Raw genomic sequence first — 25,656 nt, forward strand, 5'->3', positions numbered from 1 at the left:
GGGGGCTCCGTGAGGACCTGCTCTCCGTGACGGTGGACGGCGCGAGCGTGCCGTACCAAGGGCGGCGCTATCACTGGGCTCCGCCCCGTGAGACGGACTTCCTGCGCTTGGAGCCGGGCGAGCAGGTGTCGAACGCCGTGGATGTCGGCGCGGTCTATGACCTGTCCCGCTCGGGCCGCTACCGCCTGCGCTACCAGGCCCAGGCCGCCATGTCCGCGGAGGTCGCGGCCCTTCGCTCCGAGGACCTGGAGGTGGACATCGCGGGACGTCCCTTCGTGCCGCCCTGGCGTGAGGCTCCTGGCATCGTCTCCTCTCAGGCGCTCACCACCAGCCGCTGCGTGGAGCCGACGCATCCCGCGGCCACGCTCAACGCGGCGTTCTCCGCGGCGCGCGACATGGCGGCGGACAGCGTTCAGTACTTCACGGCCTTCATTCCCCCCTCGCGCTACACGACCTGGTTCGGAACCAGCACGTCCGCTCGGATCGCGACGGTGAAGAGCCACTTCGTGGCCATCTCGAATGCCTTGGCGACGCAGTCCGTGGTCATCGACTGCAGTTGCACCGACCCGGACACTTATAGCTACGTCTATCCGGACAACCCGTATCGCATCTTCGTGTGCGGCCTCTTCTGGTCCGCGCCGACGACTGGCACGGATTCCAAGGGGGGATTGCTCATCCACGAGATGAGCCACTTCACCATCCTCGGAGGGACCGACGATTGGGCATTCGGACAGGCCGCATGCAAGGCCTTGGCGGCGTCCAACCCCGCCAAGGCCATCGACAACGCGGACTGCCACGAGTACTTCGCGGAGGCCCGCTCTCAGTAGCGCCGCGCGGTGATGGGCGCGCTCACGGGTCGAATCGGAACGTGGTCTCGGTGATGGAGGCCCGCGTTCCGAAGCGCTGACAGAACGCGGTCAGCGCCGCATAGGGCGCCGTGGACAGGACACTGCGGAACTCCAGATGCATCACCAGACAGTAGAGCGAGACCTCCAGGAAGCTCAGGTCTCGCTCGGGTGGCAGCGCGGCGAGCGCCGCGGGCGTGTGCTCCTCCAGCCACGCCATCATGTTGAGCAGGGATTGGCGCTGCTTGGCGGGATGGGTTCCGCCCTCGGTCGCGCCTCCGGCCTTGGCCATCACCAGCGACACCTCGGTGGACATGGCCTGGAGGACCAGCTCCTGCGCGTTGGCGAGCACGGGCTCAGAGAGGTCCTCGGGCCAGACCACGCGCGGCGGCGTGCTCGCGCGGCGGCACAACTCACGGCAGATGTTGAGCGCGCCAAACCAGGTGCCGTGCGAAGTCTTCAGCGTGGGGATGCGCAGGGCGGGATTGCCGCCGTAGTCATTCACGTCCGAGGACATCAGGTCTCGCACCACATGGAGGGTGTGCGCGGTGCGTGTCTCCGCGGCGAAGATGCGAACGATGCGCGTGAAGTGGGAGCTGGAGCGGCCCATGAGGGTGGGCACCGCGGTGTCCGGGGATTGGAGCGTCATGGCGTGTCGGTCCTGAGGTTCAGCGAGCGGAAGGGCGGGGAGGGGGCAGACACTCGCCGGTGGTGTAGGGCCGCGTGCGGACGCACCAGGCCGGGCGGCCTTCGTCGGTCCATGAGACCTCGATGTCCGCGGCGTCGCCATCGGGCAGGGCTCCCGGCCAGTCCTCCACCCGCTGGAGTCCCCGGGCCTCGCTCCAGTGGTACAGCCCCACCGGGGCCCCTGGCTTCGCGCTGGCCAGCACGAGCGCGAGCGTGTGCTGGGGGCCGCAGGAGAGCTTCGCCACGTTGCGCTCGCCCGCGTAGACGATGGTGGAGCGCAGGGCCTCGCCGTGCTCCAGCCAGTAGAACTCCAGCTCGGAGTTCGAGTCCTCGGTGAGGGGGGTACGGAGCAGGAACGCGGTCTCGTCGCACCAGGGCTCCATCCAGCGGCGGCCGGGCAGGGACTGCGCGGCGCCCGTGCGCGTGTCCACGAGGAGCAGCTCCCCGGTCCGCTTCTGCACGCGCACGCGCTCGGCGCGAGGGCTGGCGGAAATCTCGCGGATGCCCGTGATGCGCGCGGAGCCCGCGACCAACGTTCCGTCCTCGCCGCAGGAGGTGTTCTCCCAGTCAGCCCAGTCGCATGTGCGCTGAGAGAGATAGGTCGCGGGACCGACGACGATGGTTCGTTGGGATTCGTGGCGGCGGCATCCTCCCACCGCGAGGACTCCGCACGACGCGAGGGCCACGAGCCTCAAGGACGAACGCCATCGCTCGGTGAGATGCATGCGCGGCAGTCTAGGGGGGAGGCGGCGTGAAAGTCAGGGCCGGGTCATCTCGACCCGCGTCCAGGCCCGGGCTCATCGCATGGGCGAGACACGAAGCGTGGCGCGGGTGCGGCGTGCCCGAGGCGTCTCGCCGGTCTCTCGGCGGAAGACGCGGCGGAAGGCCGCAGGGTCCGCGTAGCCGACCTGGGCCGCGACGTCGTCCACCGCGCGCTGCGTGGTCTCCAGCAGGTGCACTGCCTGGGCGATGCGCAGGCGCTGCGCGAAGTGCTGGGGCGTGGTGCCCAGCGCGGAGCTGATCCTCCGCGCGAGCGTGCGCGGAGACGTGGCCGTGGCCCGCGCCATGTCGTGGACCGTCACCTGTCGCGCCAGGTTGGACGTGACGAAGGACTCGAGCTGGCGCACCACCGGGTCCGCGCTGCGCAGGTGCTCCAGCACCATGTAATGCGACTGCGACGCGCGCTCGTCCAGGACGAGGTATCGGGCCACCATGTGCGCGAGCGAGGGGCTCACCCGTCGAGCCAGGAGCGCGAGCAGGAGGTCGGAGTGCGCGAACGCCGAGCCCGCGGTGTGCACGCCGCCGGACTCGACCACCATGCGGTCCGTGCGCAGCGTCACGTGAGGGAAGCGCTGGGTGAACGTGGAGCCCAGCCACCACGTCGTCGTCGCCTGCTGTCCATCGAGCACGCCCGCGGCGCCCAGGACGAAGGTCGCCGAGCAGGACGCCGCGACGCGCACCCCTTTCGCCGCGGCGCGCGCGACGGACTCGACTCCGCGCACGATGTCGGGCCGCTCCAGCGCGGCGGTGATGGCCCGTGGGGTCGCCATCCCCAAGCCCGGCAGCACGAGCACGTCATCCGAGTCCAGCGTGCGCGGACCGAGCGCGCCATCCACCTCCAGCACTCGCTTCGTCGCCGTTCGGACCGGCTTGCCATCCACGGACACCAGCCGATGCCGGGGCGCCTGTCGGCCCTTGGGCAAGGCCACGAGCCCCGCGCGGGTGATGCGCGCCGCGGCGTCGAGGATGTCGAGCGCGACGCCCACCGGACCATCGGCGACGCCGTCGAAGACGAGCTGCGTGAGGGTTCCGCCCATGTGGCAAGAATAGACCGAACAATGGCATTCCCGCCACTTGGCCAGATTGCGCCGTATGGCCACCATGGCGTGCATGACCGACGCGATGCGAGATGATCCACTCGATGACTTCGAGCGCCGTTCCATCACCCTGGAGGGCGCGACCCGGAATGTCTACGTCATGGGGACCGGGCCCGCGGTGATTGTCATGGCCGAGATGCCCGGCATCAGCCCCCATGTCGCGCGCTTCAGCCGCTGGGTGCGGGACGCGGGCTTCACCGTGTACATGCCGTCACTCTTCGGAAAGGACGGGGCCTATCCCCAGGCGGAGGAGGGCCTGGCGGTGATGCAGCGCGCCTGTGTCAGCGCCGAGTTCCGCGCCCTCGCGTCGAACGTGTCGAGCCCGGTGACGAAGTGGCTCCGCGCGCTCGCGGCCCACGCGCATGCGGAGTGCGGCGGGCCGGGCGTGGGGGCCATCGGGATGTGCTTCACCGGCAACTTCGCGCTCACCATGATGCTCGATGCCTCGATGCTCGCCCCAGTGTTGTGTCAGCCCGCGCTGCCGATGAATGACCCGGGCGCGCTGGAGATTTCGCCCGAGGACCTGGCGACGGTGCGCTCGCGGCTCGAGCGCGAGAACCTGACGGTCCTCGGCTATCGCTTCGCGGGAGATCGCTTCTGCACGGCGCAGCGGTTCGCGGCGTACTCCGAGGCGCTCGGTGAGCGCTTCGTCGCGCGAGTGCTCCCGGATGAGGCCGCCCATCCCGAGCCGCCGCCCTTCTTCGCGCGGGTCGTGAAGAGTCCCCACAGCGTCGTCACCGCTCACCTGGTGGATGCGGCCGGTCAGCCCACCGTCGCCGCGCGGGATGAAATCCTCGCGTTCTTCGCCTCTCGGCTGAATCCCTGAGCGCCCGTCACCCATCGGCGCTGCGCGAGCCCCCAACGGATTCCCAGGCGCCTGCTCAAGCCGCCTGCCCGGAGCCCGTTGCGGGGCACCTGATGACTACCTTCAGGAGCGGGTTGAGCCCGTACGGTCCTTGAGCGCTGGGCGCGAGCGCCGTCTGGGTAAGAAGGGGGCGCGGATGCGTGGGCGACACCTGGGGTCTTCCCTGCTGGGGGCCGTCGCGGTGCTGGTCCTGGGGGCGGGATGCGGTGGCCCGTCGTCGGGTCAGCGAAGGGAAGAGCAAGAGGTGGCCGCGATGTACACGCTGCCGGAGCCACTGGGTGAGCACGAGGGAACGTGGCTGGCCTGGCCTCACTCCTTCGAGTTCGGGGTGGACTATCGCGATGGGCTCGACCCGAGCTGGGTGGCCATGACGCGCGCCTTGGTGACCAGCGAGAACGTCCATGTGCTCGCCCATGACGCGGGGGAGGTCCGTCGCATCCAGTCGCTCCTGACCGCCCAGGGGGTGCCGCTCGAGCGGGTCGATTTCACGACCCATGGTTTCGAGGATGTGTGGATCCGGGACTTCGGCCCCATCTATGTGCGTGACGCCGCGGGCAAGCCCACCATCGAGGGCTGGGGCTTCAACGGCTGGGGCGAGAAGCAGCCCTTCGCGCGCAGCGCCGAGGTGCCGAAGGCGATTGCCGAGAAGCAGGCGTTGCCCTACGTCGACTTGCAGCGCGACATCGTGAATGAGGGCGGGGCCGTCGAGGTTGACGCGCACGGAACCCTCATGGCGACCCGGAGCTCGACGCTGAATGCGAACCGCAACCCGGGAATGACCCAGGAGCAGATGGAGGGCTTCTTCCGGAAGTACCTCGGCGTGACGCGCTTCATCTGGCTGGATGGCGTCGCGGGGCTCGACATCACGGACATGCACATCGACGGGTTCGCCGTCTTCGCTCGCGACAACACCCTCGTCACGATGAGCGATGACGACCTCGCGGAGTGGGGCGTGCCAGACCAGGACATCGACACCCTTCATGCCGCGACGAGCGCCTCGGGCCAGCCGTACACGCTCGTGACGCTGCCCCTCACCGCGAAGGACGTGACGACCACGTGGGGAAAGCAGCTCGGGTACAAAGGGTCCTACGTGAACTACTACGTGGCCAACTCGGTGGTGTTGGTGCCGAACTACGCGGACGCCAATGACGGTGTCGCCAATGCCATCATCCAGAAGCTGTTCCCGGACAAGAAGGTCGTCGGCATCGACGTGCGAAACCTCTATGCCGAGGGCGGCATGGTGCATTGCGTGACGCAGCCTCAGCCTCGGTAGCGCTTCGCGCGTTCAACCGACGCTGAGCGGTGTGCCTTGTCTCGGTCGGTGTAGGCTGGCGGGCTGGCACGGGCCGAAGGTGGCTCGGGTCCATCTCCCCAGCAGTTCATCCGAGTCGAGGCATCCGTGACGACCGAGCAGGTGCGCAAGGCACGCCAGAAGTTGGTCCTGGACCACTTTCGTGACGAGGTGAGGCAGAACTGGGACGACGTCCTGTCCACCTTTCCGCATCCCCACTACGAGCTGGTCGCGACCCTGACCGTCCATGACGGGCATGAGAAGGTTCGGGACTACTACCGCGCCACCCGCGTGGCGTTCCCGGATCAGCACCACGAAATCATCGCGCTCCGGCACAGCGACGACGCGGTCATCGTGGAGTTCTGGCTGATGGGTACGCACCTGGGCCCGCTGGGCGCCATCCCTCCCACCGGCAGCACGTTCCGGGTGCGGATGACCGCGTACTTCATCTTCGACGCGGCGGAGACCCTGGTCTGCGAGCGCGTCTATTTCGACTCGCTCAGCATGCTCAAGCAGCTCGTGGGGGGACTCGACATGAAGAACCCCAAGAACTGGGTCCTCGCGGCCCGGTGCCTCAAGGGGCTCTTGTCCATGTCTGGCGAAGGCCCCGCCGAGTCGCTGCTGCGAACGAGCCCGCCCACGTTCGAGGACTGAGCGGGGGCGCGGCGACAGGCGGGGCGCTCGTCACTTGGGATACGACTCCGACGCGGCCTCCTTGCGCGCGCGCTCCGTATCCGCTCGCTGCTTTCGTTCATGGTCCCACCGCGCGCGGTCGTCGATGTCCTGCTGCTGCTGCGCGGGAAACTCCGTGATGATCAGCGGAGCGAGCTGCTCGAGCGTCTGCTTGAGCTGCGGGAACGACACCTCGTCCTTCACCACGAGGACCTTCCACGGGTCCGACGTGCTGCTGCGTTTCAGGTCGAACGCGATGTGGCCCGAGGGCCGCATCTCGGGCGGGACGCGGACGTAGACCGACCTGCGTGTCGTGTCGAACCCGCAGGGAGTGACTGTCACGCTCGTGTAGGAATACTGGCTGTGGCGTCGGCTGTGCGGCCCATACTCGAGCTCACACGCATTCAACGGCCGGAGCTGCTCCTGGAACGACGCCAGCTCCGCCAGGTCTCCCACGTTCGTGGTGCGCAAGAAGCCCATCGGCGAGAGCCCGATCGCCAGGCCGAGGGTGATTGCCCCGGTCGCGCTGATGACTCCGAAGCCAATCAGGGCGCGCAGGAGCCCGGAGACGCGGGGCGGGGGAGGAGTCGGTGATGACATGGTGCGCCGACCCTAGTGGAGCTGCTCCCACCCGAACAATCCGCTCGTTTTCGAGGGTGGGTGAATTCCAGTTTTATATGGTAATTTTGACTTAGTGGACTTTTCTTGTTTTCTGTTCTAAGGATTCGAGAGTCCACTTTGGCGATCCCGCGCCGAAGGGACTGGATCCGCTTCAGGACAAGAGGAAGACACGCATGTTCAAGAGAGCAGCGGTGCTCGCGGTGAGCTGTGGTGCGCTTTTGGCCGGTTGTGGCACGGACGTGGCGCAGGAGAACCAGGAGATTGTTGCGAACCTGGCCAAGGCTGGCTTCCCGTCGGACGACATCACGGTGGTGGATGGCGCGGTCTACGTGGGTGGTGACGCGCATGTGACGCTCGAGGCGTCTCGCGAGATGCTGCAGGCCGGCACGGACAGCCAGGAGCAGTATCGGACCACCAACCTGGTGAGCAGCTCCAAGACGAAGATCTGCGTCAACCCCACGACCGCGTTCGCGAACATCGGTCTGTTCAGCACCGGCCTCAATCAAGCCATCAGCAAGTACAACGCGCTGGGGCTCACGTTCCAGTTGGCGCGCGGCCCCACCACGGGTTGCAGCGCGAACATCACGGCCCAGACCACGACGGGCGTGGGCGGCTCCTCCGGCTTCCCGTCCGGTGGCAACCCCTACGGCGCCATCAACATCGGCACCGGCCTGACGAGCTACAGCCAGGGCGTGAGCACGCACGTCATCATGCACGAGATTGGCCACACCATCGGCTTCCGCCACTCGGACTACTACAACCGCGCCATCAGCTGTGGCGGCACGGCGACCAACGAGGGCACCGCGGGCGTGGGCGCCGTCCTCATCAATGGCACGCCGGCCACCGCCACGGTGGGCGGCTCGGTGATGAACTCCTGCTTCCGGAGCAGCGAGACGGGGAATTGGACCGGCACGGACGTCACCGCGCTGACCACCCTGTACTGAGTCATGGTTGCCTGGCCCCCCAGTTCCCTGTTGGCACTGAGGGGGCCTCTCCTCGTGGGCGTCGCGTGTCTGGGCATCCTGGCCTGTGGTCACGCGGAGCCCGAGGAGCCCGCCGTCTGTTCGGAGGAGCCGCGCGCCGAAGTGAGCAGTCAATGGCAGTGCGGCCCCACCCTCGACTTCACGCCCGTCAATCATTACGAGGGCGAGTTCGCGGACGTGGTGCAGGAGCGCGAGGACGCGGTCGTCTTGATTGATGGCCGCTGTACCGGGACGCTCATCGCCGCCGAGGCGGGTCCCGTGGTGTTGACCGCGGGGCACTGCGCGGGGCTCGGAGACACGACGTTTCTGGTCTTCAACTTCGAGGATGACCCCGACGGCGACGCGTTGATGACGAATGGAACCGTCATCGAGCAATCGTCCGAGCCGGACTACGCGCTCATCCTGCCGGACACGCTGCCCGCGGCCATTCCGACTCCCCTGACGACGCGCATCACCGAAGCGCTGGCCATCATCCAGCACCCGCGCGGCATGAAGAAGGTCATCGCCGAGGGCCGATTCCTCGGCGCGTGTCATCGCCAGCTCTATTACGGGGACCTGGACACGTTGGTCGGCAGCTCGGGCGCGAGCGTCCTCAACCGGCAGGGGTATGTGCTGGGCGTCCACACCGACGGCGACTGCGACGAGAAGGGCCATGGCTCCAATCGGGGCTGGAGCGCGGAGTCCATCGTCGAGGCCTCGCCCTACCTCGTGCCCGGCGACCTCGCCGATCGCTGACGTCTCCCTGGCTTCATGATGAATCAGGCAACACATGCATTTGGTTGAATCGCGGTGAAATTGACTTTCAAGTCAACGCCTGGATAGCGTGCGCGCGCCCCCCTTGCTGGAGGAGTGCATGTCCACGTTGCGAGCCTTTGCCGCATGTGTCGCTGTGTCGTTGTGGGCCCTGGCCACCCCCGCCTCGGCCGCCTCGTCCTTCCGAACCCTGTCTGTCACCACCCGGGATGGCGTGGCGTTGCAAGGAAATGTCTTCACGCCGGACACGGCGGGACTGCATCCGGTCATCCTGTTCGTGACGAGTTGGGCGGTGCCCAACCTGGAGTACCTGGCGCAGGCGCAGCAGCTCGCGGACGCGGGCTACGTGGTGGCGTCGTATACGCCGCGCGGTTTCTACACGTCCGGTGGCTCCATCGACACGGCGGGCCCCAAAGACATCGCTGACTTGTCGGAGGTCATTGACTGGGTGGTCGCCAACACGCCCGCGGATGCTACGCGCATCGGCGCGGCGGGCGTCTCGTATGGCGCGGGGCTGACCTTGATTGGCTCCGCGTTCGACTCGCGCATCCGCGCCGTGGCCGCGCTGAGCGCTTGGACGGACCTCACGTATTCGCTGTTCGCGAACCAGACGCGCCATCTGCAGAGCGCCGGGTTGTTGTGGCTGTCGGCGGAGCTGACGGGACGGCCCTCGGCGGAGATGCGCCAGGTGCTGACGGACTTCTTCGCCAACGAGAACCTGGATGGAGTCGTCGCGTATGCCCAGGTGCGTGGCGCCGCGACCTATCTGCCGCGCATCAATGCCAACCGTCCCGCCATCCTCATCGAGAATGCGTACGGCGACAGCTTCTTCGCGCCGAACCAGCTCGGTGACTTCTTCACCCAGCTCACCGGCCCGAAGCGGCTGGAGCTGCGCCCGGGGGACCACGCCATCCCCGAGCTGACCGGCATCCTGGGGCTGCCCAATGACGCGTGGCTGAGCCTGCGCCGCTGGTTCGACCAGTACCTGCGCGGCGTGAACACGGGCATCGCCACGGAGGCGCCCGTGCAGCTTCTGGTGCGCGGGCAGGGCACGTACGAGGGCTCCGCGTCGTGGAGCGCCATCGCGTCCAGTGCCGCGCGCTATCACCTGAGCGAGGTCCACTGGTGGAACCGCGAGGGAGACTTGCAGTCGGGGGCGCAGACGGGCTGGAGCGCGACCATCGTGGGCGGCGGTGACACCGTGGCCAACGGCGGCGTGGTGCTGCTGACCAACGGCGCCGAGGCCCTCACGGGCGAGCCGCCCAGCGCGTGGATTCCCGCGGTGGACCGCACGAGCGCGGGCGTGTGGCAGTCGGATTGGCTGTCGAGCGCACGCCGGGTTCGCGGCGCGGCCCACCTGCACCTGACCGTGACGCCGGGTCGCTCCGGGCAGACGACGGTGGTGGCCTATCTCTACGACACGAACTGGGCGGGCACCGGCAGCCTCGTCACGCACGTGGCCGTCACGCTGCGCAACGTGGTGGCGGGCCAGCCGTACACCGTGGACGCGGACTTCCCGGCCACGGCTTATGACGTGCCGAGCGGGGACCGGCTGTCGCTCGTCCTCGACACGGTGGATCCGCTCTACGCGGACAAGGCGCCGGCGCTCACCTCGGTGAAGTTCTCGTCGCCCGCGGGCAATCCGTCCTACGTGTCCGTGCCGCTGAAGTAGCGCGCGGTCTCAAGCGTGGGTGACCCTGCGGATGAAGGCGAGCATCTGGTCGCACGTCGTCCGCAGGTCCATCCGCTCCTCCGCCATGCGCCGGGCCGCTTGCCCCATCTCGCGCAGCGTGTCCGGCTGGGCCACCAGCGCGTCCAATGCGCTGGCGAGCGCGGCGTAGTCACCCACGGGCACGAGCCGTCCGTCCACGCCATCGCGCACCAGCTCGCCCACGCCTCCCGTGGACGTGGTGACGACGGCGAGGCCCGCGGCCTTCGCCTCGGCGATGGCCCAGGAGGACATGTCCGCCAGGGTCGGGAGCACGAAGAGGTCCGCGGCCTGGGCCAGCTCGATGAGTTCCGGTGAGTTCGGCCGCACGCCCACGTGAAGGTGAACGCCAGGGGGCGCTGCGAGGTCCGAGGATGTCACCAGGTCCAGGCGCCACCCGCGTTGACGCGTCTCTCGGGCCCAGCGCAAGAGCAGCTGCCCGCCCTTGCGTCCCAGGTCTCCTCCCACGAAGAGCAGCCGCACCACGCCGTCGCGAGGCTTGCGCTCCGGCGCGGGTTTCCACAGCGTGGTGTCGACGCTGGGCCAGAGGACATGGACGCGCGTGTCGGGCACGCCGTACTCCTCCACCAGCGAGCGCTTGGTGAACGAGGAGAACGACAGCATGCCCTTGGCCACGGAGTAGGTGCGGCGGTGCAGCGCGTTCTTCGCCACCCCCAGCCATCCGCCGTGCTGGGAGCGCATCCCGTAGTACCGGAGGTAGTCCTCCAGGCCGCTCGGCGTGGCGTCCGTGGAGATGACACTTGGCACCCGGCTCATGAAGTCATGGGCCAGGTGCGCCATCCGCTGCGTGTGGACGACGGCGGCCCACACGGGCTCCTCCGCCTCGGTCCGGCGGAGCGCCGCGCGGGCGCGCAGTCCACCTCTCAACGACAGACGGGAGCGCACGAGGGGCAAGTGCTCCCACACGTCATCGGCGTGCTCGTCGATGGGCAGCCACACCGGGGTGATGTCGGTGCGTTCCGCCAAGGCGCGCTGGAGGTTCTGGAGGAAGACCGCGTTGCCAAGCGTCGTCTCAATGGCGAACACGATGCGCGGGGGCGATGTCGTCATCTGTCCGAGCCCTCCCTGGGTGGCATGGCGTGATGAGGGCCCGCGGGGGCGCGGGCGGCGAGCGGAACGGTGGCCACGGGGCGCGGTGACACCGGGGTGGCCGTATGGCTGGTACCGCGCGTGTGCGACAGGGGTGAGGGCGCGGTGGGACGAAGATAGGGATGCTTCGTCCGGTCCGCCGCCGAGGGCCTCAAGGACCCAGCGCGCGGAACGTGCGGCGCTGTCCTGGGCACGACGCTCCTGCCTTCAGGGATGAAGGGGCGCGCTGCATCCACCGGTGGACATCGACCTGTCTTCGAGGCCCTGCTGGTTACGCCTTCTTCTCACAGCGCAGGGCGACCGCGTGGGGATTGTCCAGATAGTCCTGCCAGAAGGCCTGTCCCCGCGCGCGCACTCCGGCGGGCGAGCACTCGGGGCGCGTCCAGGTGATGGCGTGGAAGCCCGCCTCGCGCAGCACCTGCTCGTGCGTCGCGCGGCTCCAATAGGAGAAGTGGATGGTGAAGGGCGTCTTCGTGTGCAGCACCGCGCTGATGGGGTGCCCGTCCCGAGGCTCCAGCGGGAAGTCCAGCATCGTGATGCCAAAGCGCGTGCTGTTGGGCCCCCGCGCGCTGAACTCGGGGTTGAAGGCATACGTGACGAAGCTGCCCCCGGGCTTCAGGTGGGCATGGATGTTCCGGCACATGCGCAACATGTGCTCGGGCGAGTTCGCGTAGTGCAAGAGATAGACAGCCGTCACGCGGTCGAAGTGGCCCAGGGGCGCCATGTCCGCCACATCGGCCACGTGGTACGCGATGCCGGCGTGCTCGGCCTCCTCGACGCGCCTGGCGCCGCGAATCATCTCCTCCGAGATGTCCACGCCCACCACCCGCTGTGCCCCGCGCGCCTTGAGTTGCCGCGTGTAGAGTCCATCGCCACACGCGAGGTCGAGGACATCCAGGCCCTTCACGGAGCCGAGCGCGTTGAAGAAGGTATGGCCTTCGAGGACATCCGAGCGCACCGGCAAGACATCCCAGTCCGCGACCTTCTCCCCAATCTGGTCATATTGCGCCGACATCTCTCACGCCCCTTCCAGGTGAGGCCGGGCGCGCGCTCGCGTGCGTCGCGCGTCAGGCGAAGGCGGAAGGCATACCGCACTCATTTGCGAGAGGCGTGTCCGATGCTCGGGCAGAGGTGTCTCGGCAGGTGTCGCTCGCGACCGCCCACGGGAGCAGGAGCGCCCGGGTTGCGCAGGCCGGCCTTGGGTGACGCGGCGGAGCGCCTCGTTCGAGCGCCCTCCGCCGCGTGCGGTGCCGCTCAGTACCTCTTCAAGTCATGGCCCGCGGTGGGGCGCCAATCAGAGTCCGCCGGGGCGGTGCGCGTGTCGGTGACCTTCACGGCGTAGACGCCCGGAGTCACGTTGATGGAGGTCCGCGCAGACCCTCGAGCTGATGCTCGTCAAGAGCGCGCCCAGCGTGCGGGTGGCGTCGTCATACGCATAGACGTCGAGGCGCAGCCTGGCGCCATTGCGGAGGTTGTAGGCCTCCACCGTCATGGGCATGTTGATGTTCGTGGCCCCCAGCACCCAGTCCACGTCACCGGCCCGGTGGAACGTGTGGCTGAGCTGCGGCGTGCCCACGTACGACGAAGCGGGGTGTGTGGGGTGTCGCTCTCGTAGGCGTCAGGCGGCGCCAGCATCCCAGGGCAGCGCAAGCTCGGTCATCCAGGAGGTGCCGCTGGAGGTCCCCACGCGCAGATAGGTCTCGCGCAGGGGGAGGGCGGGGACGCGCTCCTTCGCGTGGAGATGGGAAAACAGTCGCGCCCAGGAGGGCCCCACGGACTCGGGTGGCCCCGTGTGGACGAGCGTCGCGGCCTGGACCTCGGGCAGCTCCTCGACGTGGACTCCTGCTGGCGTGGCCCCAGGGACCAGGGGGACGCACCACGACAGGTCCGCGTCGTCCTCGCGGTACTCCGCTTCGTGGAGGAGGCAGAACGGCGCGCCCGCCACGTGGGGTCCGCACGCCGCGAACAGCCGAGGGAAGACCACCGAGGCATCCGAGTAGCGCCCTCGGGAGCGGTGCACCGCGACGCGGACGGCGGGGAGCCAGCGCTCGTCGAGCGGTGGGGGAGCCCGCAGGTAGGCCTCCGCCTGGGCTTGATGTCGCATCAGGGCGTCGAGCGCGAGCACGGAGCGCTGCGCGCTGGCTGCTTCCTCGGCGAGGCGGGCTCGGATGCGCGCCAGTTGCTGCGCGAACGGGGCGCCCTGGTCCAGCTCGGTGAGCACCCCGCGAATCTCTTCCAGCGACAGCTGCAGGTCGCGGAGCGCGCGCAGGGTGTGGGCCACGGAGATGTCTTGCTCGGTGTAGTAGCGATAACCCGAGGCGGGGTCCACGCGCGAGGGCTCGAGCAGTCCCTTCTCTTGATAGAGCCGCAGGGCCTTCACGCTCAGGCCGGTGATGCGCGACACCTCGCCAATGGCATACAGCAGTCGACTCACTGTCTCGTCTCCGCGAGGAAGTCTCGCACCGTGGTGGCGAAGGCCTCGGGTTGTTCCTCGAAAGGAAAGTGTCCGCTGCCTGGCAGCTCCACGAGCCGTGCGTGGGGCAGGGCTTCTACCATGCGTGCGGTGGCGGAGCGCGGCTGGAGGTCCTTGGCGCCGTGGATGACGAGCGTGGGGGCTCGGACCCGGCGCAGCCAGGTGCTCCAGTCGTGGTGGCGTCCCAGGCTCAGGTAGAGGCCCAGGGAGAGGAATCCGCCCGCAGCGCCGGAGTCGGGGAGCTGCGCCTCGGGACGCTCGCGATGCACGGCCTGCGCATACAGCGGTCCGAAGTTCGCGAAGTGTTGGGCGAGGTGGGGCTCGTCATCCTTCAGGCGCGCGGGGAACTCGAAGGTGTGGCGCAGCCATTCCGCCAGGGATTGCTGGCCTGTTGGATCCAACCGCGCTTGGACCTGGGTGAAGAGGTCGTCCTCTCCAACGGGCATCGTCACCAGGGGCGCGGGCGCCACCAGGACCAGGGCCTCCACATGCTCTGGCCACTCCGCGGCATAGAGCGCGGCCACCAGCGCGCCGAAGGAGTGGCCCACCAGGGTGAGGCGCTCCTTTCCGAGCAGGCGTCGGATGCGCTCCAGGTCCGCGAGCTGCGCGGCGAGACCCAGGCGCGCCTCCACCGCTTGCATGCGCTGCCAGGTGCCACCGGTCGGTGCCTCGAGGAAAGGACGGGTGGAGTCGCCGCAGCCGCGCTGCGCATAGAAGTGCCAGCGCAGGGCGCTGTCCGGCCGCGTCGCCGCGCGCCAGGGCTTCGCGGGAGGCAGCCCCGGGCCGCCATGCACGACGATGACGTCTCGGCCCTCGCCCACGACTTCGTGATGGAGCCGCACGTCCGAGGTCACCTGCCAGAAGGGTGCATCCGCCTGTTGCCCTGGGGGCACGTCGAGCGATTCGCCCCGCGCGGCCAGGGTCTGCTCCACCGTGCCGGGTTCGAACATCGCGCGTCCCATCCACCACCAGCCGAGGCCCGCTGCGATGAGTGCCAGCAGCGTGAGGGCTCCCAGGACCGCGGCCATGCGCTTTCTCCACGTCGTGTTTCGGGATGACATGGGCGGACGTTGGCGGTCTCCCCCAGGGAGAGAGTCAAGCGGGGCGGCGCGCGGCGGCGCGCGCGCTGGCCCGATTGCTCGGGGGCGCCGAGGCGCCAGCGGGCTCGGGTCCGACCTCGAGGGTTGCTCGCGAGAGGTCAGGTCCTGGGACCTTGCGCGAGGTGGGGGCTGTTCTTATGTTCAGTCTCATGCCTGGGCTCAGCTCGATTCAGCTCGATGCGGCGCACGAGATCCTGGTGGGCGCGTTGCCGCGCGAGCTGGTGCCGGACGTCGCGGGATTCGAAGCCCTGTGGGCGCTGCATCCCGCCGAGTTCCATGAGATCAAGATTCATGGTCGGCAGGTGCGCACGCCGCGGTGGCAGCAGGCGTACGGCGCGGACTACCACTACACGGGGCGAGTCAACCGGGCGTTGCCCTTGGTTCCGCCGATGGATGCGTGGCTGGCGTGGGCGCGAGAGGGCTTCGACGCGCGCCTCAATGGGCTCCTCTTGAACTGGTACGACGGCACGGTGGGCCACTACATCGGCAAACACCGAGACAGCGACGTCAACCGCATCGACGGGACGCCCATCGTGACGCTCTCGTTCGGGGAGCAGCGCTCGTTTCGGATGCGGCCGTGGCGGGGCGAGGGCTTCATCGACATCCCCGCGGTGCACGGCGGCGTCATCGTGGTGCCGTGGTCGACGAACCGCGCCTTCACGCACGAGGTCCCGCCGTCCGCGCAGGCTCGCGGTCGGCGGGTCTCGGTGACGCTGCGCGCGTTCAGCGCCTGAGTCCGGGTTGCTCCCCGCGTGGGCTATGGCGCGGGAGTCTTCGCGCTGGCCGCGGGCGGTGCGAAGGAAGGCACGGCGAAGCTGGGCAGCGGCAACGTCACTTCGTGCGGGAGACCGGCCGTCTTGCCCGTCTTGAGGAACTCATAGACCGCGCTCTTCGCGGCAGGCTCGTTCCGGAGCAGATAGAACGTGCCGTCGTGGCCACCGCGGTGGACGAGGATGGCGTGGCCATTGGGGAAGTACGGCAGCAGGCCGAGGGTGTTGTCGATGGGCGTCGAGGTGTCCCAGTCCCCGTGCACGAACACGACAGGAATTGAGTTGGGGACAGGCTTTCGCACCGCGTCTCCCACGTCGCGGGTGGGCCAGTCGGGCGCCGAGGCGATGTTCGCCTCGAAGTTCCAGGTCCCCAGCATCTCGATGGCGGAGTCGGTGCGCAGCAGGTGCTCACGCTCGGCGGTGACCCCGAGGCTGCTGTCCACCAATGGGCCGATGAGCTTGGTTTTTCCGGCCACGCGTCCGGCGATGACCTCGCGCGCCCAGTCCTCATAGTGCCCGTGGTAGAGCGAGAGGATGAAGGCCGGCCATTGCTCGGCCTCCTGGGTGTGTGAGTCGAGCGAGAGCTGGAGGTCCTCGGCGCCCAGGACGACGGTCTGGGTCTGTCCCGCGTCGTCGCGGACCTGGACGCGCACGGGGCCCGAGGCGAAGCGGCGGTGTAGCACGCGCACGGCCTCCATCATCCCGCCCTTGGGCAGATACGGGGCGAGGCCGGGGTCGCGGTCGGCATCGAAGGCGATGCGCTGGAGTGACGCGAAGACGTGCGAAGGCATGTCGTAGCCATTGTTCAGCGGCTCCACGCCCGACAGCACCGCGCGCGCGACAATCTCCGGGTGCAGCCGCATCACGGCGAGGCTCCACTGCGACCCGAAGCTGCCACCGAACAGGCTGATCTTCGGATAGCCGAGTGCGCGTCGCACGGCGTCCACGTCGGCGACGAACTCGGTGATGTCGTAGCCGGACAGGTCCTTCCCTGGGTTCTCCGCGACGGCCCGCTTGGCCAGGGCGCGCATGGCCTCGGCCTCGGCTTGAGCGGAGGCGGGACGGTCCAGGGGCATGGCGTCGTTGGGGGACTCGAGCATCTCGCCCCGTCGGGTGAAGCCGCGCTGCTCGACGACGACCAGGTCACCCACGGCACCGAAGGTCAGCCAGGAGCGCAGTCGGCCCTTTCCGGCCGCGTCATTGTCGATGAGCGAGCCGAGGACGCTCAGGCCCGGACCGCCCGGGAGCCAGAACACCGGCGGCGCGCCGGTGGGCCGAGGCGCTTTGAGGCGAGCGAATCCCACGCCGATGAGGCGGCTCTCCGGCTTCTGCCGGTTCTCGGGCACGTAGAGGGTGCCCAGCTCATAGGCCACGCGGGTTCCAGGTTCGAGTTCGACGGTGCCGCGCTCGATGACCACGTCCCCTGGTTTGTGCTGGGCCCAGCTTCGCGCAGGCGCCGCGAGCAGGAGACACCCCAAGGCACACCACGACCACGACCACGACGACATCAACGAGCGCACGCGCATAGGTTGGATCAGTCCCGGAGATGGCACATCGCTTCATGCTGCCGGCGGCAGAAATCGCCAGCTCCGAGATTATTCCGAACCCACCGGGTCCATGCGAGCGGAGAGCGGCGCCCGCGAACTGGGCCCGATGGATCCACGCGCGCAGGCTGCGTGTCCGAAGGGGCTCATCGGTGATTGGGCAGGTGTTGCGGTTGGGTGTCGTGATTCGTTTGAGGGAGAGTCGTTGCGGGAGGGATGTCCGTGCGCTTGCTCATGACCTCGCGCCGCCAGCGCTTCTGCGACACGGCACGGGTCAGAGCAACTGGCGCGCGCGTGTGCCCAGGGTGCTCATCTGGATGAGGGGCATGTGCGCGCTGCCGCCGTGCTCGTTTCCCTGGTTCCACTGGACCTCTCCGGAGGCCGCCGCGAAGGCCACGAGCACGTCGTTGTAGGCCACGATGACCTGGCCGCCCTCTACGAGCATGGCGCCTCCCGCGAACACCGGCGTGGGGCTGCCCTCCACGCGCTGGGCCCACCTCAGTCGTCCGCTCGAGGCGTCGAGCGCGTACACCTCGACGAAGGCTCGCTTCTTCCAGCTTCCCTCCGAGGCACCCGCGAGCACGAACACTCCGTCGTCGTGCACCTCGGCAAGCGTCGGGCGAGGACGAACACCGGGGACGGATTGGCTTGGCACGGTGAACGTCCACTGGCGGGTGCCATCGGTGCGGTCGTGGGCCACGACCAAGCCATTGAACGCCGTGATGAGCAGAGGACTCGCGGGTGAGGGTGCGTGCATGGTCCCGCGAGTGAACTCTTCCGGCGCCTGGAATGGAAGCTCGCGCAAGGAAGAGTGCACAGGGGCTCTCGCGACGTGCGAGGGCCCCGGTGGTCGCCGTGGATGCGGCGCCCTGCTTCACGGGAGCGCGCTACGGGCCCTGGTCCGGAGCGAACATCGGACGCACTTCCGATTCACCCGCGAAGCCCGGCCAGTGCTTGCGGTGCAGCTCCATGAACTCGACCGAGATTCGGACGGCCTCTTCCTTGGTCTTGCACTCGAGGATGGCCCAGCCGCCGATGATCTCCTTGCTCTCGGTGAAGGGGCCGTCGGTCACGGTCAGCTGGCCGTCGGAGAGCCGAATGCGCAGCCCCTCCTTGCTCGGCAGAAGACCGCCCGTGTCCACGAGGGTCCCGTCCTGGACCGACTTGGCGATGAATTGGCCCATCGCCTCCATCAGGGCGGGGGGCGGGGTGACGTTGTTCAACTCGGCGCTGCGGATGAAGGTCAGAAAACGCATGGGGCTCCTTGGGTTCTGCCCAGGCAACGAATGAGGCCATCGCGGATCGACACGCCATTTAATTTTTCTTTCGCGGCACCCGAGTCACTCCCGCAGTGCTGGTGCTTCAAGGGGGTGGCGCCACGTCCGCACTCCTGGTCCGTTCGACCTCGGCGACAATTTCCCGGCCTGGAGGAACGCCGAGGCGGGGCCGCGGGCGGATGGAGCCATGGGAGCGGAGTTGGTACCTTGGCCGTCCCCCCGCGCAACGCGCCTCCCTCCTGACACTGTTCCCGCAGGAGTCACATGATGGAGCCCCGTCGCTGTTCCGCGTTCATTCGCCTGCGTCGTCCTCTGTCCGTTGCCTGGGCACTGGCCGCCACGCTCGTCGGCTGTGGTGCCCCCGAGTCCTCCGAGGCTCCCGAGCCCCAGGCGCCGTCTCAAACCCAATCCGTCCAGACCGCGTATGACGAGTACTACCGGGTGGCGCTCGCCCCCGGAAACGTCACGGGCGACTTGGAACTCAGTCGAGGCACGGTCCACGTGCCCGCGCTCCAGGAAGTCACCCACGAGCCGCTGTGGGGCCGGGACGGCACGCAGCTTCGCTACACCTGTGGCGTCACCTTCATCTCGCCGACACGCGCCATCACGGCGGCTCACTGCGTGGACGAGAAGGACATCCTCGATCCGGTGAACCAGGAGGTCGAGGTTCGCATGTACCGGCCAATGAAGGAGTCCTCGGTGAACTGGCAGAACACCGCCACCAGCCTGAAGGGCACCTTCCCGTATTACACCCGCACGCCGCTCGGCTCGGGCTACCGCACGCGTTCCTACCAGTGCAAGGTGATTGCCAAATGCGGGCAGTACGGCACGTACAACTGTCCTGAGGGCATAGGTCTCGCGGACATCGCGCTGCTGTCCTGCCCGCAGCGGCCGGGCTGTCAGTTCGGCACCGTCTCGGTGGCCGCCGATGAGACCGTGGGCGCTTCGGTCGCCATGGCCTGGGCTCACGAGGTCTATGCCATCCCGTCCGACCCGACCACGGACCTCTGGCAGCACTACACGCAATATCAATCCCAGACAGAGAACTATCACTACTACGGCGCCAGCCAGTTGCTCCCGCTGGCTTCCAAGCGCTGGGCCACGATTCCTCCCGTCGAGCACAAGGTCCTCAGTGAGATGTCCACCTTCCAGGATATTCGCTACACGGACCTGCACGGCTGCCATGGCACCTCGGGCTCTGGCATTGCCCAGTTCACGCCCTTCTGGGGGACGCATTCGCTTCTGGGCCCCGCGGCGCAATTCCATTCCTCGGTGGGACAGTCTTATGACTATCCCATCCTGTGCGAGGACCCCATCGGGGGCCGCTTCGCGCCGGGACACCCAGGGATCGGCTTCACCCGAGCGGTCTACACGAAGCAGCTCTCCACTGTGGGGCGTACCAGCCAGGATACCTGTCTGAGCATCGTCTCGCCCGCTCCCTTCAACCCGTTCCGCTTCTGGCTCGACCTGGATCGCTGGCTCGTGCGCAGCACCGGTCGCTGGCCGCCCCTCCCGTCGCCCTGGCCGTGTCTGTCCTGCCCGACGTGGGACCGCCTGCGCTTTCCGAACGAGCCGGTGCTGGAGCTCTTCGCGGGAGAGACCCTCAGCCTGCCGCCCATCGCGCTCACGGCGGGGGCGAGCTATCGCCTCTCCATGCGGGTGCGGACCGAGGAGTTCACCCTGGCGGGCGCGAAAGCGGAGTCGGCTGTCGCGCTTCCGGCTCCGGCCAGCATCTCGGTGTCGCTGGGCGGGCAGGTGCTCGTGTCGAAGGTGAGTCCGGTCCGCACGGGGCAGGAGTCCGCGGGGCTCGTCGTCACCCGATTCGTCGCTCAGAGCGGCTCGGCCTTGCCCTTGCGAATCACCGCGGGGTTCGGGACCTACAACGTCTCCGAGCTGGTGCTCATCCCGGACCTGGTCCCCAATGACTTCGAGCTGGATCCGCGGCGCGCGGGAATAGGAATCCTCGAGCCCGGCGCGGGCAACCCTGTCCCGGCGACGTGGACGGAAGGCCGTGACTCGGACTTCGCGGCGCTCATCACCGCGGGACAGCGCCTCGTCGCGACCCGATTGGCCCTCCTCCCGGCGCGCCCGGTCACCGTCCAGTTCGATACCTCGCGCGACGCCCAGGGACTCTCCTGCGGGCTCATCTTCGCGAACGGAGTCGAGACGGTCCGCTCCTGCAGCACCCTCAACCAGCACGTCGCCGCCTCACTCCCGATGAGCCCCGGTCAGCAGCCCATCGCCTTCTTCATCGGGCTGCCCGCGGGCCAGGAGGAACTCGCCGTGGACAACCTTCTGGTCCTCTCGCAGTAGGCGACGTGCCTGTTTGTTTCGGCGGACGAAAATGAAGAAGCCCCTGCTCCAGGATGAGAGCAGGGGCTTCTGAATGACGAACGGGTGCGAGCGCGCACTCAGTCGATGGGCATGAAGACCTTGAAGCCCGTGCGACCGTTGTTGGTGGTGTTGCGCTCGATGAAGTCGCTGGCGGAAGAGTGGCCGTCGCCCAGCGTGACCGCCGTGTGGCCGTAGATGCTGCCCAGGCGCGAGGACGTGCTCTCCCACGTGAGGATGAGGCCCGGCGTCTTCAGCGCCTCTTCCAGCGACATGTTGACCTGCTTGAACTTGTTGCGCGGCAGGTTGTTGTCAATCTGGTTGCCATTGCCCGACACGCTGATGCCCAGCGCGTTGCGGAGCGAGCGGCTCACGCCCGTGGCGCACAGGCCCTGGCTGTTGTAGCCACCCATGCCCATCGCGGTCGAGCGCGCCGCATCCGCCAGCCGGCGCATCGAAGCGCTCGCGTTGCTGGGGCCCGCGGCCGTCGGGCCACCCACGTCCTGACCCCCGCCCGTCGGGCGCGCGCCATGGCCCTTCCCAGGCTTGCTCCCGCCCGCGTCGAACGTGTCCCGGCTCGAATGCCCGACGCGCAGCGTGGCGCCGGCATAGATGAGATCGGGGTTCTTGATGTTGTTGTCGCGGGCCAGCTTCGCCACGGTGGTGCCGAAGCGGGCAGCCAGGCCAGAGAGGGTATCGCCAGGGCGGATGCGGTAGTTTGACATGGTAGCTCCTGCCCCAATTCTCGGGCCTTCCTATTTTGTGTTGCGCATTCCTTCCAAGTTTCTAGGAATGTTTGCAGAACTGTAAGAATTCACTCTCAGGGAAATGGAGTGGCGCAATGCGTGGAGTCCTGACGCAATGCGTGACAACGCCGCGCGTCAGGGGGAGCGCGGAGGTGCCCAGAGCGCGCTGTGGGGCTCGGGCGCGTGGGGGGATTCCTCGGCGGTGTAGAAGTAGGCCGCGACCGCGGCGCGTCCCCGTCCCTCGGGGCATTCCAGGGGCGAGGGGTGGCCGTGCCAGTAGTCATCGCCGTGGGCCATCACGACCAGGCGATCGAGCAGCGGGGCAATCCGTGTCTCGCAGCGCGACAGGTCCGCGCTCCACAGCTCCAGGTCTCCGCCCCAGGCGGCCTCCCATCCCGGGTTCAAGTAGTACAGGACGGTGAGGCGCCGCGTGAGCGCGCGGAAGCGGTCCCGGTTGAAGTCGGCGTGCAGGGCGAGGTGGCCGCCCCTCAGCGTGAGGTGCAGCCCGGCCCCGCGGAAGTGGGGATCCGCGATGAGGCCTTGAACGCCGGTGAGCGTCTCGAGGAAGTCGATGAACGACATGCTGGAGAACTCGGACAGCAGGTGTCGGAGCGGTCCGGGCACGTCCTCGAAGGCCTTGCGCTGAAGCTGTCCCAGGCGCGCCGCCTGCTCGACATGGTCGCGGCGCTTCCAACTCGCCTCGGTCGCGCCGGGGAAGCGCTCGGCCAGCTCGGAGGCGAGGGACGGGCCCAGGAAGCCATCGATGACGACGTGAGGGTAGGGCTTCGCCGGGCCGTACCGGTCGCGATGCGCGAGCGCGAGGGCACGGAGGGCCGTGCGGCTGAAAAAGAAGCTGGGGCCCCGCAGCGGGCCTTCTTCAAGAGTCGCGGCGCTCACCCTTCCTCCTCCGAGGCTGCCGGTTGCGGACGGCGACATAGCACCAGTCCGTCACGCGGGGCGCGCGGGCTGGACCTGGAGCCTGCTGTCGCCTGCTTGCCCGCCATGACGCCTCGTGAGTCGAGAGGGGAGGGCATCGTGAGCCGGAGGTCTCGGGCGCGAACGGTGACGGCCTTCGTGCAACTCAAAGTCCTTTGGCAGACATCCGGAGAGGGCGCTCAGCTTCCTCGGCACGCACCCACCTCCGTGACGCTGGCATCGGCCCGCTGTTAGAAGCCCCGGGTATGCGAATCGCTGTCTCCGGCACGCATCGCGTGGGGAAGAGCACCCTCGTCGATGAGCTGTCCGAACTTCTTCCCACCTACGTCACGGTGGAGGAGCCGTATGCCCAGATGGAAGAAGAGGGCTACGTGTTCGCGTTGCCGCCGACCGTCGAGGACTTCGAGGCGCAGCTCTCGCGCTCCTTGAGCGACCTCTCGGAGGCCGGACACGACGTGGTGTTCGATCGGTGTCCGGTGGACTTCCTCGGCTACCTGCTGGCCCATGAAGACGCCGATGCATTCGAGCTGGAGTCGTGGCTCCCTCGCGTGCGCGAGGCCCTCCAGGCGATTGACCTGGTCGTGCTGGTGGGCATCGAGGACCCGGATCGGATCCGCTTGCCTTCCTCGGAGAAGGCGATGCGCCGAGCCGTGGACGAGAAGATGCGGGAGCTTCTCCTCGATGACCCTGACGCGCTCGGCGTGGAGGTGCTCGAAGTGGAGGGCTCTCCGATGGCGCGCGCGAAGCAGGTGCTCGCGCACCTCGAGAGGGCGCGCGCGCTCAAAGCCCCTTCCACCACCAGGCGTTGATGGGGCTGCATTCGAGCAGCTCCTCCGAGGGCCGTGAGTCGTAGGCGAGCGGCGTGGCGAGCGCCTGGGTCCGCTGCACGAGTTCCCGAAGTCGCGCGGCCCGCGGCTCGGCCTCCAGCGCTTCCACGGTGATCCGCCCGCGCGCGACGACGTCCTCCGGGGCGTACAGGTCCTTCCCCGTGAAGGGGTTCTTGCCCACGTGCTCGCCCTTGCGAATCAGGCGGGTGTGCGTGTCCGCGAACAAGGTGGAGGGCCCCAGGCCAAACAGCATCGCGATGAGTTCGAGGTCCCCCTCGGCCTCGGCGGCTCGCATCACCTCGTGCACGACGTCGATGAGGGGGAGTGGCACGGGCGGCTCGGCATCCGGGCCCGTCAGCTTCCCGGCCTCCACCATGCGGCGCCACAGCGAGCTGCCCGCGTCGCAGTAGAGGTGGGGCGGCTCGATGTAGCCCGCCACGGCGCTGCGTTCGTCATCGCCCTCGTCCGTGTCGTCCCTGGGGTTGTCGTGGAGGAAGGTGAACTCGCGGAGGTCGCGGAGGTACGGGCCTCGGGCCGCGTGGTCGGGGTGCTCGTCCACGTCGAACCGATACGTGAAGCGGCGCGCCAGCAGGATGTCCATCACCCGGAAGTGGGTGAACGAGCAGTCGAACTCCCCTTGGAGCTTGAGGAGGCGGGCGAACTGGCTGCGCGGGCTGAGGTCACCCGTGGGCGCGCGGCGGTCGAGCACGCGCACCGCCCCTTCAATCATGTCCTCGATTTCATGCATCGACATGGCGCGCAGCCTAGCCGAGGGGTGTCACGACGACGCGACCAACTCTTCTCCAATGGCGCGCAGATGCGCCAGCAGGCCGCGCGTCTCCTTCTCGGTGGTGCGGTGATTGACCAGACAGGCTCGGAGCGCGGTGCGGCCCTTCAGCTTCGTCCCCGTCATGAAGAAGACCCCGCGTCGCTCACACTCCTCCAAGATGCGGTCGTTCAGGAAATCCACGGCCTCGTCACCGAGGGCGGGGCCCTGGGCGGGAACGAACCGGAAGCACGTGATGGAGAGGGTGACGGGCGCCAGCAGCTCGAAGTCCCGCGCCTGGGCAATCTCCTCGCCGAGCTGGCGCATGAGCCGCACGTTCCCTTCGATGACCGACTGGAGCGCGCGACTGCCGTAGACCTGGAGCTGCATCCAGACCTTCAGCGCCCGGAAGCTGCGCGACAACTGGAACGTGTGCCCCATCCAGTCCCAGCGCTCGGCGCTGTCGCTGCGGGCCTTCAGGTAAGGCGTGTCATAGCCAAACGCGTGGCGGAGGCTCTTCCAATCCCTCACCAGCGCACAGCCCGCCTCGAATGGAACCTGGAGCCACTTGTGCGGGTCCAAGGCGATGGAGTCCGCGCGTTGCATCCCGCGAAACAGGTCGCGCGTGAGGTCCACCGAGGCCGCGGCGGCCCCATAGGCACCATCGACATGGAACCAGAGCCCGTGTCGCGCGGCCACGTCCGCCAGGGCGTCCAGGTCATCCACGCTCCCGGTGTTCACCGTCCCTGCGTTCCCCACGATGCAGAACGGTCGCAGGCCCGCGCGCTGGTCCTCCAGAATCTGTTGCTCCAGCTTCGCCACGTCGACCCGGAAGCGCGCGTCGACGGGAATCTTCCGCAGGTAGCGACTCCCAATGCCGAGCATCTCCACGGACTTCATCACGCAGGAGTGAGTCTCCGCGGAGGCGTAGAGGCTCAAGGGGCGCTCGGAGCGACAGCCTTCCTCTCGCGACTCGGGCGCCTGGACGTCCCGGGCGACGCGGAGGCAGTACAGGTTCGCCTCGCTGCCGCCGCTCACCAGCGCGCCGCCCGCGTCCGCGCGATAGCCGATGAACTCCGACAGCCAGCGGATGACCACGCGCTCCAGCTCGGCGCCGGCCGAGGCGAGGTGCCACTTCGCGGAGTTGACGTTCAGCGCCGCGCCGAGCAGTTCGGCGAGGATTCCTACCTGCGTTCCTCCTGACATCACGTACGCGAAGAACTTCGGGCTGATGTTGAGGGTGGAGTGCTCGAAGATGAAGGGGATGTCTCGGGAGAGGACCTCCTCCGGGGGGCGCCCCGTCGTCGGCAGCGGCCCGGCGAACCGGTCCGCGATTCGGGCGGGTGGGCTCGCGTGGGTGATGCGCCGCGTCTCCAGTCCGTCATAGAGCGCGAGCACCTGCTCGCTGGCTTGCGTCAGGAGCTGGCGAAAGCGAGGAAGGTCGAGGTCGAGCGTCACGGTGCCTCCTGTGGGG

The 25,656-nt window shown here is 68.3% G+C and carries 26 protein-coding genes; 10 read left to right on the top strand and 16 right to left on the bottom strand.

The features are described from left to right. The first annotated feature begins 101 nt into the window (after positions 1–101). Positions 102–827 (top strand): peptidase M35, encoded by a 726-nt coding sequence (locus tag JGU66_27230; protein ID MBJ6764480.1) that lies wholly within the window; start codon positions 102–104, stop codon positions 825–827. A 22-nt stretch (positions 828–849) separates the two neighbouring features. Here JGU66_27230 and JGU66_27235 read toward each other — a convergent pair whose 3' ends face one another. From JGU66_27235 to JGU66_27245, 3 genes are all read right to left on the bottom strand, one after another. Continuing rightward, a complete protein-coding gene (locus JGU66_27235; protein MBJ6764481.1) occupies positions 850–1,494 on the bottom strand; it encodes a glutathione S-transferase domain-containing protein in 645 nt (214 codons plus the stop codon). A gap of 19 nt (positions 1,495–1,513) precedes the next feature. After that, positions 1,514–2,227: a hypothetical protein gene (locus JGU66_27240; GenBank protein ID MBJ6764482.1), complete on the bottom strand. Its 714-nt coding sequence runs from the start codon at positions 2,225–2,227 to the stop codon at positions 1,514–1,516. A gap of 102 nt (positions 2,228–2,329) precedes the next feature. Then, positions 2,330–3,349: a helix-turn-helix domain-containing protein gene (locus JGU66_27245; protein ID MBJ6764483.1), complete on the bottom strand. Its 1,020-nt coding sequence runs from the start codon at positions 3,347–3,349 to the stop codon at positions 2,330–2,332. Positions 3,350–3,413: 64 nt separating this feature from the next. On the opposite strand from JGU66_27245, the gene JGU66_27250 reads away from it, so the two are divergent. From JGU66_27250 to JGU66_27260, 3 genes are all read left to right on the top strand, one after another. Next, positions 3,414–4,235 carry a dienelactone hydrolase family protein gene (locus tag JGU66_27250; GenBank protein ID MBJ6764484.1) on the top strand — a complete coding sequence of 274 codons (822 nt, stop codon included), beginning with the start codon at positions 3,414–3,416 and terminating at the stop codon, positions 4,233–4,235. A 175-nt stretch (positions 4,236–4,410) separates the two neighbouring features. Continuing rightward, the gene (locus JGU66_27255; GenBank protein ID MBJ6764485.1) at positions 4,411–5,547 is read left to right on the top strand and encodes an agmatine deiminase family protein; all 1,137 of its coding nucleotides are present in this window, start codon (positions 4,411–4,413) and stop codon (positions 5,545–5,547) included. 126 nt (positions 5,548–5,673) lie between these two features. Next, the gene (locus JGU66_27260; GenBank protein MBJ6764486.1) at positions 5,674–6,219 is read left to right on the top strand and encodes an ester cyclase; all 546 of its coding nucleotides are present in this window, start codon (positions 5,674–5,676) and stop codon (positions 6,217–6,219) included. A 30-nt stretch (positions 6,220–6,249) separates the two neighbouring features. Here the strand turns inward: JGU66_27260 and JGU66_27265 are convergent, their stop codons facing one another. Next, positions 6,250–6,837: a hypothetical protein gene (locus tag JGU66_27265; GenBank protein ID MBJ6764487.1), complete on the bottom strand. Its 588-nt coding sequence runs from the start codon at positions 6,835–6,837 to the stop codon at positions 6,250–6,252. Between the two features lie 194 nt (positions 6,838–7,031). Here JGU66_27265 and JGU66_27270 point away from each other — a divergent pair, with 194 nt between their 5' ends. From JGU66_27270 to JGU66_27280, 3 genes are all read left to right on the top strand, one after another. Then, positions 7,032–7,802, top strand: coding sequence for a protease (locus JGU66_27270; GenBank protein ID MBJ6764488.1), 771 nt, complete (start codon positions 7,032–7,034; stop codon positions 7,800–7,802). Positions 7,803–7,805: 3 nt separating this feature from the next. Beyond that, on the top strand, positions 7,806–8,576 hold the full coding sequence (locus tag JGU66_27275) for a trypsin-like peptidase domain-containing protein (protein MBJ6764489.1): 771 nt from the start codon (positions 7,806–7,808) through the stop codon (positions 8,574–8,576). A gap of 118 nt (positions 8,577–8,694) precedes the next feature. Continuing rightward, positions 8,695–10,266, top strand: coding sequence for a prolyl oligopeptidase family serine peptidase (locus JGU66_27280; GenBank protein ID MBJ6764490.1), 1,572 nt, complete (start codon positions 8,695–8,697; stop codon positions 10,264–10,266). 9 nt (positions 10,267–10,275) lie between these two features. Here JGU66_27280 and JGU66_27285 read toward each other — a convergent pair whose 3' ends face one another. The 5 genes from JGU66_27285 to JGU66_27305 all read right to left on the bottom strand — a co-directional run bounded on the left by JGU66_27285 (position 10,276) and on the right by JGU66_27305 (position 14,913). After that, positions 10,276–11,373 carry a glycosyltransferase family 4 protein gene (locus JGU66_27285; GenBank protein ID MBJ6764491.1) on the bottom strand — a complete coding sequence of 366 codons (1,098 nt, stop codon included), beginning with the start codon at positions 11,371–11,373 and terminating at the stop codon, positions 10,276–10,278. Positions 11,374–11,683: 310 nt separating this feature from the next. Further along, positions 11,684–12,427: a class I SAM-dependent methyltransferase gene (locus tag JGU66_27290; GenBank protein MBJ6764492.1), complete on the bottom strand. Its 744-nt coding sequence runs from the start codon at positions 12,425–12,427 to the stop codon at positions 11,684–11,686. Between the two features lie 279 nt (positions 12,428–12,706). Continuing rightward, on the bottom strand, positions 12,707–12,988 hold the full coding sequence (locus JGU66_27295; protein MBJ6764493.1) for a hypothetical protein: 282 nt from the start codon (positions 12,986–12,988) through the stop codon (positions 12,707–12,709). 42 nt (positions 12,989–13,030) lie between these two features. Further along, positions 13,031–13,846 (bottom strand): MerR family transcriptional regulator, encoded by an 816-nt coding sequence (locus JGU66_27300; protein MBJ6764494.1) that lies wholly within the window; start codon positions 13,844–13,846, stop codon positions 13,031–13,033. Continuing rightward, positions 13,843–14,913: an alpha/beta hydrolase gene (locus tag JGU66_27305; GenBank protein MBJ6764495.1), complete on the bottom strand. Its 1,071-nt coding sequence runs from the start codon at positions 14,911–14,913 to the stop codon at positions 13,843–13,845. Before JGU66_27305 ends, JGU66_27300 begins: the two co-directional genes overlap by 4 nt. A 221-nt stretch (positions 14,914–15,134) precedes the next feature. Between JGU66_27305 and JGU66_27310 the strand changes: the two genes are divergently transcribed. Further along, complete coding sequence (locus JGU66_27310) at positions 15,135–15,719, top strand: alpha-ketoglutarate-dependent dioxygenase AlkB (protein ID MBJ6764496.1); 585 nt, start codon at positions 15,135–15,137, stop codon at positions 15,717–15,719. A gap of 23 nt (positions 15,720–15,742) precedes the next feature. Here JGU66_27310 and JGU66_27315 read toward each other — a convergent pair whose 3' ends face one another. The 3 genes from JGU66_27315 to JGU66_27325 all read right to left on the bottom strand — a co-directional run bounded on the left by JGU66_27315 (position 15,743) and on the right by JGU66_27325 (position 18,555). Further along, positions 15,743–17,263 (bottom strand): alpha/beta fold hydrolase, encoded by a 1,521-nt coding sequence (locus tag JGU66_27315; protein ID MBJ6764497.1) that lies wholly within the window; start codon positions 17,261–17,263, stop codon positions 15,743–15,745. A gap of 310 nt (positions 17,264–17,573) precedes the next feature. Further along, the gene (locus JGU66_27320; protein MBJ6764498.1) at positions 17,574–18,056 is read right to left on the bottom strand and encodes a PQQ-binding-like beta-propeller repeat protein; all 483 of its coding nucleotides are present in this window, start codon (positions 18,054–18,056) and stop codon (positions 17,574–17,576) included. Between the two features lie 130 nt (positions 18,057–18,186). Then, a complete protein-coding gene (locus JGU66_27325) occupies positions 18,187–18,555 on the bottom strand; it encodes a hypothetical protein (protein ID MBJ6764499.1) in 369 nt (122 codons plus the stop codon). Between the two features lie 285 nt (positions 18,556–18,840). On the opposite strand from JGU66_27325, the gene JGU66_27330 reads away from it, so the two are divergent. Next, on the top strand, positions 18,841–20,889 hold the full coding sequence (locus JGU66_27330; GenBank protein ID MBJ6764500.1) for a hypothetical protein: 2,049 nt from the start codon (positions 18,841–18,843) through the stop codon (positions 20,887–20,889). A 98-nt stretch (positions 20,890–20,987) separates the two neighbouring features. Here the strand turns inward: JGU66_27330 and JGU66_27335 are convergent, their stop codons facing one another. Next, positions 20,988–21,632, bottom strand: a complete 645-nt coding sequence (locus JGU66_27335) for a LysM peptidoglycan-binding domain-containing protein (protein MBJ6764501.1) — start codon at positions 21,630–21,632, stop codon at positions 20,988–20,990. Positions 21,633–21,788: 156 nt separating this feature from the next. Further along, entirely contained in the window at positions 21,789–22,550 is a 762-nt protein-coding gene (locus tag JGU66_27340) for a 2OG-Fe(II) oxygenase (protein ID MBJ6764502.1), read from the bottom strand. A gap of 284 nt (positions 22,551–22,834) precedes the next feature. Between JGU66_27340 and JGU66_27345 the strand changes: the two genes are divergently transcribed. Beyond that, complete coding sequence (locus tag JGU66_27345) at positions 22,835–23,398, top strand: AAA family ATPase (protein ID MBJ6764503.1); 564 nt, start codon at positions 22,835–22,837, stop codon at positions 23,396–23,398. Here the strand turns inward: JGU66_27345 and JGU66_27350 are convergent. Further along, entirely contained in the window at positions 23,370–24,170 is an 801-nt protein-coding gene (locus tag JGU66_27350) for a hypothetical protein (GenBank protein MBJ6764504.1), read from the bottom strand. The two genes, JGU66_27345 and JGU66_27350, sit on opposite strands and share 29 nt — an antisense overlap. A gap of 24 nt (positions 24,171–24,194) precedes the next feature. Next, on the bottom strand, positions 24,195–25,640 hold the full coding sequence (locus JGU66_27355; protein ID MBJ6764505.1) for a hypothetical protein: 1,446 nt from the start codon (positions 25,638–25,640) through the stop codon (positions 24,195–24,197). Between the last annotated feature and the right edge of the window lie 16 nt (positions 25,641–25,656).

The sequence above is a fragment of the Myxococcaceae bacterium JPH2 genome, assembly GCA_016458225.1.
Taxonomy (GTDB): domain Bacteria; phylum Myxococcota; class Myxococcia; order Myxococcales; family Myxococcaceae; genus Citreicoccus.